Source organism: Arenimonas sp. (genome assembly GCF_019459675.1).
Classification (GTDB): Bacteria; Pseudomonadota; Gammaproteobacteria; order Xanthomonadales; family Xanthomonadaceae; genus Arenimonas.
In genome coordinates this window covers 1-10,939 of sequence record NZ_JAIBFH010000354.1, presented here as the reverse complement: position 1 = coordinate 10,939, position 10,939 = coordinate 1, and the positions used below count along the sequence as shown (strand labels likewise).

At 71.1% G+C, this 10,939-nt stretch carries 13 protein-coding genes; 2 read left to right on the top strand and 11 right to left on the bottom strand.

The features are described 5' to 3' along the window. The 10 genes from K0M70_RS11825 to gspE form a co-directional block, all read right to left on the bottom strand. Positions 1–669 (bottom strand): general secretion pathway protein GspN (locus K0M70_RS11825; RefSeq protein ID WP_290782164.1); only part of this gene is annotated, 669 nt, incomplete at its 3' end. Continuing rightward, positions 662–1,255, bottom strand: a complete 594-nt coding sequence (gene gspM, locus K0M70_RS11820) for a type II secretion system protein GspM (protein WP_290782161.1) — start codon at positions 1,253–1,255, stop codon at positions 662–664. The genes gspM and K0M70_RS11825, both read right to left, overlap by 8 nt. Next, positions 1,239–2,375 (bottom strand): PilN domain-containing protein, encoded by a 1,137-nt coding sequence (locus K0M70_RS11815; protein ID WP_290782158.1) that lies wholly within the window; start codon positions 2,373–2,375, stop codon positions 1,239–1,241. Before K0M70_RS11815 ends, gspM begins: the two co-directional genes overlap by 17 nt. Next, positions 2,375–3,256 carry a type II secretion system protein GspK gene (locus tag K0M70_RS11810; RefSeq protein WP_290782156.1) on the bottom strand — a complete coding sequence of 294 codons (882 nt, stop codon included), beginning with the start codon at positions 3,254–3,256 and terminating at the stop codon, positions 2,375–2,377. Before K0M70_RS11810 ends, K0M70_RS11815 begins: the two co-directional genes overlap by 1 nt. Next, the gene (locus K0M70_RS11805) at positions 3,253–3,897 is read right to left on the bottom strand and encodes a prepilin-type N-terminal cleavage/methylation domain-containing protein (protein ID WP_290782153.1); all 645 of its coding nucleotides are present in this window, start codon (positions 3,895–3,897) and stop codon (positions 3,253–3,255) included. Before K0M70_RS11805 ends, K0M70_RS11810 begins: the two co-directional genes overlap by 4 nt. Continuing rightward, complete coding sequence (locus tag K0M70_RS11800; RefSeq protein WP_290782151.1) at positions 3,894–4,349, bottom strand: type II secretion system protein; 456 nt, start codon at positions 4,347–4,349, stop codon at positions 3,894–3,896. The genes K0M70_RS11805 and K0M70_RS11800 overlap by 4 nt, the downstream gene beginning before the upstream one ends. Further along, positions 4,346–4,798: a GspH/FimT family pseudopilin gene (locus K0M70_RS11795; protein ID WP_290782148.1), complete on the bottom strand. Its 453-nt coding sequence runs from the start codon at positions 4,796–4,798 to the stop codon at positions 4,346–4,348. Before K0M70_RS11795 ends, K0M70_RS11800 begins: the two co-directional genes overlap by 4 nt. Before the next feature lie 28 nt (positions 4,799–4,826). After that, positions 4,827–5,243, bottom strand: a complete 417-nt coding sequence (gene gspG / locus K0M70_RS11790; protein WP_290782146.1) for a type II secretion system major pseudopilin GspG — start codon at positions 5,241–5,243, stop codon at positions 4,827–4,829. Positions 5,244–5,252: 9 nt separating this feature from the next. Beyond that, complete coding sequence (locus K0M70_RS11785) at positions 5,253–6,464, bottom strand: type II secretion system F family protein (RefSeq protein WP_290782143.1); 1,212 nt, start codon at positions 6,462–6,464, stop codon at positions 5,253–5,255. A 4-nt stretch (positions 6,465–6,468) separates the two neighbouring features. Continuing rightward, positions 6,469–8,169, bottom strand: a complete 1,701-nt coding sequence (gene gspE / locus K0M70_RS11780) for a type II secretion system ATPase GspE (protein WP_290782141.1) — start codon at positions 8,167–8,169, stop codon at positions 6,469–6,471. A gap of 130 nt (positions 8,170–8,299) precedes the next feature. On the opposite strand from gspE, the gene K0M70_RS11775 reads away from it, so the two are divergent. Then, positions 8,300–9,316: an NAD(P)-dependent alcohol dehydrogenase gene (locus K0M70_RS11775; protein WP_290782138.1), complete on the top strand. Its 1,017-nt coding sequence runs from the start codon at positions 8,300–8,302 to the stop codon at positions 9,314–9,316. Between the two features lie 109 nt (positions 9,317–9,425). Further along, on the top strand, positions 9,426–9,845 hold the full coding sequence (locus K0M70_RS11770) for a hypothetical protein (protein WP_290782136.1): 420 nt from the start codon (positions 9,426–9,428) through the stop codon (positions 9,843–9,845). A 55-nt stretch (positions 9,846–9,900) separates the two neighbouring features. Here K0M70_RS11770 and K0M70_RS11765 read toward each other — a convergent pair. After that, a partial coding sequence (locus tag K0M70_RS11765) for a phosphoribosylformylglycinamidine synthase subunit PurQ (protein ID WP_290782134.1) occupies positions 9,901–10,939 on the bottom strand: 1,039 nt, incomplete at its 5' end.

Sequence of the window (10,939 nt, the reverse complement as noted above, 5' to 3'; positions counted from 1 at the left end):
TGGGGGGGGGGGCCCGGGCGCCACCGCCGGCGTCACCTGCGCTGCGCGGGGGCGGGGTGTGGGGGGGGCGGGGGGCGCGCGGGGCGCGACGTCTGGCTGGTGGGGGGCGGGGGCGCCCGCGGGGACGGGCAGCGGGCCGCCCACGCCGGAGCCGGCCATGGGCGTGGGCGACTGGCCGCCGGCCCCGTCGAAAACGCGCAGCGCAAGCTCACGCTGGCCTTCGGGTCCCTCGAACACCGCGCGCCGCGGCTCCAGCTGCACCAGGCGCCAGGCGGTGCCCTCCAGCACGTCGCCCAGGCGCACGCGGCGGCTGGCGCCATCGGCGGTGTTCTGCACGATGGCCAGCTTCAACCCGGCCGTGATCAGCACGCTGGTCAGGTTGACGTCCAGCGGCGCCGCGCGGTCGCCGCTGGGGGCGCTCATCGGCGCCGGGCGCCGGTCGCGGCCGAACAGCGGCCGGTTGCCCACTTCCAGGTAGTCGCTGGCCGGGCCCAGGCGCGAACCCACGGCGTCCAGGGTCACCACGGGCAGCGCCGGCATCAGCGCGCCGTCGGCGGGATGCGGCCCTACCCGGCCGCCCAGCCCCAGCACGGCAAGCACCGCCAGGCACAGTGCCCACGCGGCGACCGCGGCCAGCAGGGCACCGGCGGGACGAAGGGCGCTAACCACGCGGCACCTCCGAGGGCGTGCTCAGGTATCCGTACAGGTCGAAGCCCACTTCGACGCCGGCGCTGTCCGTGCTGGAGCCCAGGTAGCTCGAGCGCGAGATCAGGTCGAGGTTGTCGACGAACAGCTGCGGGCTGTCGCTTTCCAGCGCATGCAGCACCGCGCCCAGTTCAGCCACGCCGCAGCGCAGCCGCACCTGCACCGTGGCACGGGTGAACGGGTCCTGCGTGCGCGCCTCGGACGGGGTGCGCGCCGTGATCTGGCAGCGGCCGGGCTGCGGGCTGGCGGCCGCGACCACCGACTCCAGCCGCTGCACCAGCGCCGCCGTGGCCAGCTGCTTGTTGGTTTCGGGCAGGAAGCCGGGATTGCCGGCCTCGAACTCGCGCACGCGCGCCAGCTCGCGCTCGAGCTCAGGCCGCTGGGCGATCTCCATGCGCAGCGTCAGCTCCTGGTCGCGCAGGGTGGCGATTTCGTCGCCCATGGCCAGCATTGGCGCCGTCCACCACCAGTGCAGCAGCACCAGGTAGGCCACGGCAACCACCGCCGCCGCCAGGGCAAGGGTGCGGGCACGCTCAGGGACGGGGCGCATTGGCGGCCTCCGCGCTGGGCTTCACGGCGATGCGTGCGGCCAGGGTGAACCGGTCGCGTCCGGTGCGCGGGTCGGCCTGCACCGCACCCGACAGGGCCGGCTCAACCAGCAGCGGCGACGCCTGCAGCAGCGCCACCAGCGCCGGCGCGGCGCTGCTGTGGCCCACCATCACCAGGCTGTCGTCGTTGATGGCCAGCTTGTCCAGCGTGGTGTCGTCGGGAATGCGCCGGGTCAGGTCATCAAGCACTTCGAGCATGGTGGGCCGGCTGGCGCGCGTGGCGGCGAGGAAGTTCGCCGCCTGCGCCGACGCCTGCAGCTGGTTGCGCAGCGCACGCGCCTCGCGCGCCTGCGCCGTGGCCACTTCAACTTTCGCGCGGAAGTCGTCGCGCACTTCGCGGCGGTTGGCCAGCGTCAACAGCAGCGTGGCCATCAGCGCCACGACCGCCACCGCCGCCAGCGTCAGGTTCAGGCGGCGAACCGGATCCTGGCCGCGTTCGCGGCGCGATTCGGGCAGCAGGTTCACGCCCAGCCGAAGGCCGTTGGCATCCAGCACGTCCACGCCGGCCAGGTTGGCGCCCAGCGTTCCCAGCGCCTGCACTTCCGCGTCAAGCCGGGTGCGCGGCAGCACCAGCAGCTCCACGTCCAACTGCTGGGTGGCCGGGTCACGCGCCAGCACCCGGCCGTGGTAGCTCACCTGGTCGGCCGAAAACGGCGTCTGGCGATCAAGCTCGAACGCCAGCACTTCGCGCAGCCTGGCCTCCGCGGCGAAGGGCAGCGACAGCCTGCGCCGAAGCACCTGCGACACCGGCAGCAGCAGCCAGCGCGGCACGGCGCTGCCGTCCAGGCGTTCACGGGCCTCGTCGAGCACGCCGGCATCGTCCAGCGGCAGCGTGCCCAGCGCAGCGTCCGCACGGCGGCCCGCGGCCACCAGCGCCACGCTGTCGCCCTGGCGCAGCAGGAACAGGCGCTGGTCGTCGCCCTCCACCCAGGTGCGCAGACGGCCCGGCAGCAGCGACAGCAGTGCCGCCACCGCGTCGCGCGAACGCGCCGGCAGCGACGTGCGGGCCAGCCGCAGCGCAATGGGGTCGAGCAGGCTCGAAAGGCGGTCGGCGGCGGGCATCAGTCAGGTTCTCCCGTCCGCCAGGACAGCGGCGCATAAAGTTGGCCGAAGCCCAGGCCGGCACCGATTCTCAGCGCGGCGATCACTTCCACGCCGTTGCCGTCGGGACGGCTGGCGCGGCTGGCGACACTATACGTTCCCGACCCGACCACGGCGATAGGCGTGCCGTCGGGCATCAGCGGCACCGGCAGCCCCGGCTGCCAGGCCTGGCGCGCCGCCAGCAGTTGGGCCGCCTGGTCGGGCGCCAGGCCCATGGCCTGCAGCACGGCCATCTGCGCCAGCCCGGCCTCGGGCAGCGGCCGCGCCGTGAACACGGTGACGTGCGGCGCCAGCAGCAGATAGGTTTCCCGGTCCATGCCCAGCAGCTGCTGCAGTTCGGAAATCGTGGTGAAAGGCTGGTCCTTGGCGCCGTAGGGCAGGCCTGCGGCCGCGTAGTCGCGGTCCTCGGCGCCCCCTTCGATCGACAGCAGTTCGTCGGGATCACGCCAGTCCTGGATCACCGCGGCGAGGTTGCGTGCCTTGTCCAGCTCCACGCCCAGCCCGACCATCAGCGCGGTCAGCAGGGCCGCGTCGGACGCGTTGAGGTCGACCTTGCCAGCCTCGTCCTGGATGCGCACCTCCACCCGGTAACCCTCGAAGTCGAACGGATAGGGGCGCGCATCGGGAATCCACAGCTTGGCCGGATCAGTGCCCGACAGGCGCAGCGCGGCCAGTTCGATGCCGGCCTCGGCGGCGTGCCGGCTGGCCACCTGGGTTCGCAGCGCGCTGCCCTGCAGCGCCTCGGTGCGCGACGTCAGGGCGAACACCGCCACCAGCCCCGCCATCAGCAGCAGCAGCCAGAGCACCAGCAGCAGGGCCGCGCCGCGTGCCGGCCGCTTCATGGCTGGTCCAGGCCGCGCGGGGACGGCAGCGGCGTCTGCACCAGGCGGGGCGCCGTCACCAGCTCGGGCCACTGCGCACGCTCGTCGCGCATGCGCAGCTGCAGGCGCACCAGGCGCGGGAACTGGTCGATCTGCCGCCAGTCGTCGCTCCAGTTGCCGGGCTTGCCGTCGTCGTCCAGGGTGCGCACTTCGAACGTGCCCTCGGCGATGCCGTCGATCAGCACCTCGGGCTTGCGCTCCGCCTCCAGCGGCCCGTCGGGCGTCAACAGCTGGTGGGTGAACTCCAGGCGCAGGCCGCCTTCGCCGCGCACCAGGGAAAACGTCTGCACATGGGGACCACCGCGCGACAGGTAGCCGGGCATGGACGCCACCAGGCGCAGGGTCTGGCCGTCGCACTCGAACACGGTGGCTTCGCCGGTGGCCTCGGTGAACTCGTACGGCAGCGGCAGCGCGCCTTCGACCTGGCGGCGAAGGAAAGACTGCACCGCGCGCAGGCGTTCGTTGCGCTGGGCCAACGCCTCGGCGCGTTCGGTGGCCTGGGTGGCGTTGGCAAACGTGGCGAACGCCAGGCCGATGCCGGTGGCCAGCAGCGCCGTGGCCAACATCACTTCCACCAGGCTGAAACCGCGCAGGCGCGTCACGGCAGCGGCTCCAGCGGCGACGGCGGCGTGCGCGCGCGCAGCGTGACGAAGCGGATACTGCGCTCCAGGTCGTCCCTGCCCCACGACATGTCCAGCTGCACGCGATAAAGCAGCGGCGCCGAAGGCAGCTGCAGGCCGACCGTTTCGATGGGAGCGGCGTTGGGATCGGAAATGCCGGCGGGCGCCGGATCTTCGGTCTCGGTGATGTCCATTTCCCAGCGGTAGCGGCCGTTCTCGAAGTCGCCGGCGCGGCGGCCGGGTTCGATCGCCTCCAGCACTCCCACTTCGTCCAGCAGCGACTGCGCGTGCAGCGTGGCCACGCTGGCGTCGGCCGCGCCGCGCACCTGGGTGAGGCCACCGCCCAGGATGGCCATCAGGATGCCCAGCGCCACCGCCAGCAGGGTGAAGGCCAGGATGACCTCGAGCAGGCTGAAGCCGCGCTGGCGCTTCACGGCAGGCCCTCGCCGCGGCTGAGCGTGACTTCGCCGGTAAGCCAGCCCACGTCGATGCGCCAGGCGGCGTCGCCGCGCTTGATCACGACGCGGCCACCGGTGGACGCCCCGTCTGGAAAGAAACGAATCACCGCCACTTCGCGCGCGGGCTGTTCCTCGCGGGCGGTGGTGGCGACGATGTCCAACTCCGCGGGCAGCTTGCCTTCGCGCTTGCCGGCGGCGGACCAGCGCTTGTCGACCACGTTGATCTCGAACACCTGTTCACGGCCGGTGGCAATGGCCTGGGCGCGGGCGAAACGCAGCTCCACCGCCATTTCGCGCGCCGCGCCACGCAGCTTCTGCCCGGGCAGGCCGCCGCTGATGGCCGCCGCACCCATGCCCGCCACCACGGCGATGAGCACCATCACCACGATCAGCTCGACCAGGGAAAAACCGCGCTGGCGTTTCATGAAAGTCAGTGGCGGCCGGCAGCCGGGTTCAGGGCTTGCGGATGTCTGCGTTGACGCTGTCGCCGCCGGCCGCCCGGTCGGCGCCCAGGCTCACCAGTTCGAACGGCCCCGACTGGCCGGGACGGCGGTAGTCGATGGCGCCACCCCAGGGATCCTTGAGCTCCACGGCGGTGGCATACGGCCCCAGCCAGCTGGGAATGCCCGGGGAGGTCACCAGCTGGTCGAGCGATTCGGGCAGGTCGCCGGTGTCCATGCGGTACTGGTCGATCTTGCCGGCCAGCGTGATCAGCTGGGTCTCGGTGATTTTCACGTTGGCGCGGTCCTGGCCACCCATCACGCGGTTGGTGATCAGGGCGAGCACGGTGCCGATGAGCACGATCACGATCATCAGTTCGATCAGGCTCAAACCGTGGCTGCGTTGGCGGGAAGTGGGAATGCGTCGCATGGGCAGGGCCTATAGGGAGTTGGTGAGGTCGTAGATGGGAAGCAGCACGGAAATCATGATCGCTCCCACCACCAGGGTCATCATGACGGTGAGCGCGGGCACCAGGGCGGCCAGCAGGCGGTCGAGCGCGTTGGCGGTTTCCTGGTCGAACGTATCGGCGGTCTTGAGCAGCATGGCGTCGAGCTCACCCGACTCCTCGCCGACCTGGATCATGTGCACCGCCAGGCGCGGGAAACACTTCTGCCGCGCCATTGCGTAGCCCAGCCCGCTGCCGGTCTTGACGTCCTCGGTGACGGCCTCGAGGGCTTCGGCCAGCACCCGGTTGGACAGCACGGGCCGGGAAAGGTTCAGCGCCGTCAGCAGCGGAACGCCGTTGCGCACCAGCGTACCCAGCGTGCGCGCCAGCCGCGCGGTGTCGAGCTTGGCAACCAGGTCGCCGGGGAATTTCCACGCCAGCACGCGCGCGTCGATGGCGCGGCGCGCAGACGGGTTGTTCATGCGCGAGGCCAGCCAGGCGGCCACGGCCACCGTCCCCATCAACACCAGCCACCACCCGTCGCGCACCAGCAGGCTGACCTGCAGCACCAGGGTGGAATACCAGGGCAGTTCGGCGTTCATGCTTTCAAACAGGGCCTGGAACTGCGGCACCACGAAGGCCAGCAGGAACGTCACCGACGCCAGCACCAGCACCACCAGGATCACCGGATAGATCAGCGCGTTGATGACGCGGCTGCGCAGCTGCGCGCTGCGTTCGAGGTACTCGGCCAGCCGGCGCAGGCTTTCGTGCAGGTTGCCGCCGGCCTCGCCCGCGCGCACCAGGTTCACGTAAAGGCGCGAGAACGTGCCGTGCTGCTGTTCGAGCGCGGTGGACAGCGGCGTGCCGCTGCGCACCGATTCGCGCACGCGCTCCACCACGCGGCGGGCCTCGGGCGTGTCGGGCAATTCGAGCAGGATGCCCAGCGCCCGGTCCAGGGGCTGGCCCGCGCCCAGCAGCGTGGCCAGCTGCTGGGTGAACTGCAGCACCTGTTCGCTGCCGAACTCCTTGCGCTTGAGCAGTGCCCCCAGTCCCTCGCCCCCGGCCTGGTCGGCGCGGCGCGCCTCCACCGGCAGATGGCCCTGGTCCTGCAGGCGCGAAATGACCTCGTCGGCGCTGGCGGCCTCCATCTGGCCGTCAAGCGCTTCGCCGGCTGCCGACAGCGCCTTGTAGCGGAACGTCGCCATCGCCCTAGGCTTCCTGGGTGACGCGCAGGACTTCCTCGATGGTGGTCAGGCCCTGCATGGCCTTGACCAGGCCGTCTTCGTACATGGTGCGCATGCCCGACGCGCGCGCGGCGTCTTCCAGTTCGCCCATGCCGGCGTGCTTCATCACCAGGCGGCGCAGGCCGTCGTTCATCACCAGGAATTCCATGATGGTGGTGCGGCCCAGGTAGCCGGTGGGCGTGAGCGCGGACGGCTTCGGACGGTAGAGATAGATCGTGCCCTCGGGCTGGAAGCGGCGCAGGCCGAATTCCTCCACCACTTCGGGCAGCGCTTCGTAGCGCTCGGCGTGCGTGGGTTCGATGCGGCGCACCAGGCGCTGGGCCAGGATGCCGTTCACGGTGGACGTGAGCAGGTAGTCCTCCACGCCCATGTCCATCATGCGGGTGATGCCGCCGGCGGCGTTGTTGGTGTGCCGCGTGCTGAGCACCAGGTGGCCGGTGAGCGCGGACTGGATGGCGATGCGCGACGTTTCAAGGTCGCGCATTTCGCCGATCATGATGATGTCAGGGTCCTGGCGCACGATGCTGCGCAGCGCATGGGCGAAATCCAGGCCGATCTGCGGCTTGGCCTGGATCTGGTTGATGCCCTCGATCTGGTATTCCACCGGGTCTTCGACGGTGATGATCTTCACGTCGGGCGTGTTCAGCGTGCTCAGCGCCGCGTACAGCGTGGTGGTCTTGCCCGAACCCGTGGGGCCGGTGACCAGCAGGATGCCGTGCGGCTGCTGCAGCACCTTGACGAAATCGGACAGGAATTCGTCGGTGAAGCCCAGCGCCTTGAAGTCCAGCACCACCGATTCACGGTCCAGCAGGCGCATCACCACGCTTTCGCCGTGCGCGGTGGGCACGGTGCTCACGCGCAGGTCGAGTTCCTTGCCCTGCACTCGCACCATGATGCGGCCGTCCTGCGGCAGCCGGCGCTCGGCGATGTTGAGCTTGGCCATGATCTTGATGCGCGAGATCACCGCCGCGGTGAGGTTGGCGGGAGGGGATTCGGATTCCTCCAGCACGCCGTCCACGCGGTAGCGCACCTTCAGTCGGTTTTCGAAGGGTTCGATGTGGATGTCGGAGGCGCGCAGTTCCACGGCGCGCTGGATGACCAGGTTCACCAGGCGGATGACCGGCGCTTCGGACGCGAGGTCGCGCAGCTGCTCGACGTCGGCTTCGTCGCCACTGGCCTCGTCGCCGAGGTTCTCGACGATGGTGCCCATGGCCGAGCGGCCCGAGCCGTAGTAACGCTCGATGAGGTCGGCGATCTCGGCCCGCAGCCCCACGCGCACGCGCACCTCGCGGCCGGTGGCCAGCGCCACGGCGTCGGCGGCGTACGGGTCCTGCGGATCAGCGACCAGCAGCTCGACGAAATCCGCGCCCTCGCCCACCGGACAGACGGCCAGCTGCTTGAGGAAGCGCAGCGACAGCTGGACGCCGGGCGGCGGGGCGTCGGGGCAGTCCTTGGCCGCCATCAGCGGCAGGCCCAGCACTTCGGCCGCGGTGTCGGCCATGTCGCGCTCGGAGACCATGCCCAGCCGCACCAGCAGGCCCGACAGCGATCCGCCGGCCTCGGCCTGCAGGCGCTGGGCGCGCGACAGGTCGGCTTCCTTCAGGCGGCCGCGGGCCGACAGGGCCGCGGCAATGCGGCTGTCGTCGCTTTCCATTGCTTCGTTCATGACCGAGGCCACAGCGGCTCCACGCAGGACAGAGCCGGAATTTAGCAGGTCGCGGCACTTCGGCGCGCCCCTCACGCCGGGGGGCGTATCGTGGCGGCCTGCCAATCAAACGCTTGCAAAGGAAACTGCCATGACCAAGATTCGTGCCTGGGCCGCGCCCAAAGCCGGTGCCGCCCTGGAAGCCTTCGATTTCGACCCGGGTGCCCTGGGCCCCGAAGACGTCGAGATCGCGGTCGACCATTGCGGCATCTGCCACTCGGACCTGTCGATGCTCGACAACGAATGGGGATTCACCCAGTACCCGTTCGTGCCCGGCCATGAGGCCATCGGCCGCGTGGTGGCCATGGGTCCGCAGGCCAAGGGCGTCAGCCTGGGCCAGCGCGTGGGCCTGGGCTGGAACGCCCGCAGCTGCCTGCACTGCGATCCGTGCCTGGCCGGCAACCATCACCTGTGCCGCACGCTCCAGCCGACCCTGGCCGGCCGCCACGGCGCGTTCGCCGAGCGCGTGCGCGCGCACTGGGTGTGGGTGATGCCGCTGCCCGAAGGGCTGGATCCGCGCGAAAGCGGCCCGCTGATGTGCGGCGGCATCACCGTGTTCGCGCCGCTGCGCGAGCTCAATATCTCGCCGACCGCCCGGGTGGGCGTGGTGGGCATCGGCGGCCTGGGCCACATGGCGCTGAAGTTCTGCCGGGCCTGGGGCTGCGAAGTCACCGCGTTCACGTCCAGCCAGTCCAAGGCCGAGGAGGCCCGCGCCTTCGGTGCGCACCGGGTGGTCGCCACCGGCGACGCCGCAGCGCTGGCCGCGCTGGCCGGGCAGTTCGACCTGATCATCGACACCGTGAATGCGTCGCTGGACTGGGACGGCCTGCTGGCCGCGCTGGCGCCGGGCGGAAAGCTGCACGTGGTGGGCGCCGTGCTCGAGCCGATCCCGGTGCCGGCGTTCTCTCTGATCATGGGCCAGAAGTCGGTGTCGGGTTCGCCCACCGGTTCGCGTGGCGCGATCGATTCGATGCTGGGCTTCGCGGCGCGGCACGGCGTGGCGCCGCAGACCGAGCACTTCCCGATGAGCCGCGTGAACGAGGCGCTGGACCACCTGCGCGCCGGCAAGGCCCGCTATCGGATCGTGCTGGACGCCGACTTCAGCTGAGCGCAGCGCGGGGCGGGCGGGCGGAATACGGCCCGCTTGCGCGCCTCGCGCGCGGCAGCGGGCGGCCGTTTGCGGTTAAATGGCCGCTCATCCATGCACGGGCCACGCCATGCCAGTTTCCCGCCTAGCCACTGCCGCCCTGCTTTGCGTCCTGGCCTCGGGCTGCCGTGCACCTGAACGCGTCGAGGCGGCCCCGTGCCTGGCCGCCACCGCCGAACAGCCCATGGGGCCCAAGCTGCAGGCCGCGCTGGAGGAGATCGCCGCCGAGGCCGGCCTGACCCGGGACGAGTCCAAACCCGGCCACTGGCAGTTCCTGCGCGCAGACGGTTCGGTGGCCGTGAGCTACCAGCGGCCCGACGCGACCTCGGGCGGCATCGTGGCGGTGTTCCGCGAAGTTGGCCAGGCGGAGGAAAGTCCGGCGCAGCGCACGCTGCGCGCGGAGATCGGCGAATTCCCGCTGTGGTTCCCCGGGATCATGGCCTGCAGCCAGATTCCCGGGCTGACGCCGCCCGCGCTGATGGTGGACTGAGCCCGAAAGCGGCGGTGAACCAGCCGAGGCGGCGAACCGTCGCCCCGGCCGGGGATCAGGCAACCCACTCGCGGGCGTTGCGGAACACGCGCAGCCACGGCGAATCTTCGCCCCACTGCGCCGGGTGCCAGCTCATCTGCAGCGTGCGGAACACCCGCTCGGGGTGCGGCATCATCAGCGTGGCGCGACCGTCGCGGCTGGTGAGGCCGGTGATGCCTTCGGGCGACCCGTTGGGATTGGCCGGATAGGCCTCCACCGGCAGGCCCTGGGCGTCCACGAAGCGCAGCGCCACCTGGGCCTGGGCGGCGTGCGCGGGCGCGTCGAAACTTGCGAAGCCTTCGCCGTGTGCCACCACCACCGGCAGCCGCGATCCGGCCATGCCGCGCAGCAGCACCGACGGCGATTCCTGCACCTGCACCTGGGACAGGCGCGCTTCGTACTGTTCGCTGCGGTTGCGCAGGAAGCGCGGCCAGTGCTCGGCACCCGGCACCAGGCCCTTGAGCTGGGCCAGCATCTGGCAGCCGTTGCAGACGCCCAGGCTGAAGCTGTCGCTGCGCTCGAAGAAGCGCGCGAACTGTTCGCGCAGGTCCGGCCGCTCGAGGATGGACGTGGCCCAGCCGCGGCCGGCGCCCAGCACGTCGCCATAGCTGAAGCCGCCGCAGGCGGCCAGGCCCTTGAACGAATCAAGCGACGTGCGGCCGGCGATGAGGTCGGACATGTGCACGTCCACCGCCGTGAAGCCGGCGCGGTCGAACGCCGCCGCCATTTCCACCTGGCCGTTGACGCCCTGCTCGCGCAGGATCGCCACCCGGGGGCGCACGCCGGTGAGGATCCACGGCGCGGCGATGTCCTGGGCGGGATCGAACGTCAGGCTGGGGGACAGGCCCGGGTCGGCGAAGTCGAGCTTGGCGTCGCGCTCGGCGTCGGCGCCGGCGGGGTCGTCGCGCCCGGCCTGGATGGCGTGCGTCACCGACCACCAGCTTTCGAACAGTTCCTGCCACGACCACTCGGCCAGGGTTTCGCGCTCCACGCTGATGCGCACCACCGGCGCCGTGCCCGGCTTGCCGATGCGCTGCGCGCAGTGCGTCAGGTCG

Bases quoted from the DNA above. Each gene is read 5' to 3' on its own strand.
- K0M70_RS11810 (WP_290782156.1), bottom strand. From the start codon at position 3,256: ATGAAGCGGCCGGCACGCGGCGCGGCCCTGCTGCTGGTGCTCTGGCTG.
- gspM (WP_290782161.1), bottom strand. From the start codon at position 1,255: ATGCGCCCCGTCCCTGAGCGTGCCCGCACCCTTGCCCTGGCGGCGGCG.
- K0M70_RS11770 (WP_290782136.1), top strand. From the start codon at position 9,426: ATGCCAGTTTCCCGCCTAGCCACTGCCGCCCTGCTTTGCGTCCTGGCC.
- K0M70_RS11785 (WP_290782143.1), bottom strand. From the start codon at position 6,464: ATGGCGACGTTCCGCTACAAGGCGCTGTCGGCAGCCGGCGAAGCGCTT.
- K0M70_RS11815 (WP_290782158.1), bottom strand. From the start codon at position 2,375: ATGCCCGCCGCCGACCGCCTTTCGAGCCTGCTCGACCCCATTGCGCTG.
- K0M70_RS11795 (WP_290782148.1), bottom strand. From the start codon at position 4,798: ATGAAACGCCAGCGCGGTTTTTCCCTGGTCGAGCTGATCGTGGTGATG.
- K0M70_RS11775 (WP_290782138.1), top strand. From the start codon at position 8,300: ATGACCAAGATTCGTGCCTGGGCCGCGCCCAAAGCCGGTGCCGCCCTG.
- gspE (WP_290782141.1), bottom strand. From the start codon at position 8,169: ATGAACGAAGCAATGGAAAGCGACGACAGCCGCATTGCCGCGGCCCTG.
- gspG (WP_290782146.1), bottom strand. From the start codon at position 5,243: ATGCGACGCATTCCCACTTCCCGCCAACGCAGCCACGGTTTGAGCCTG.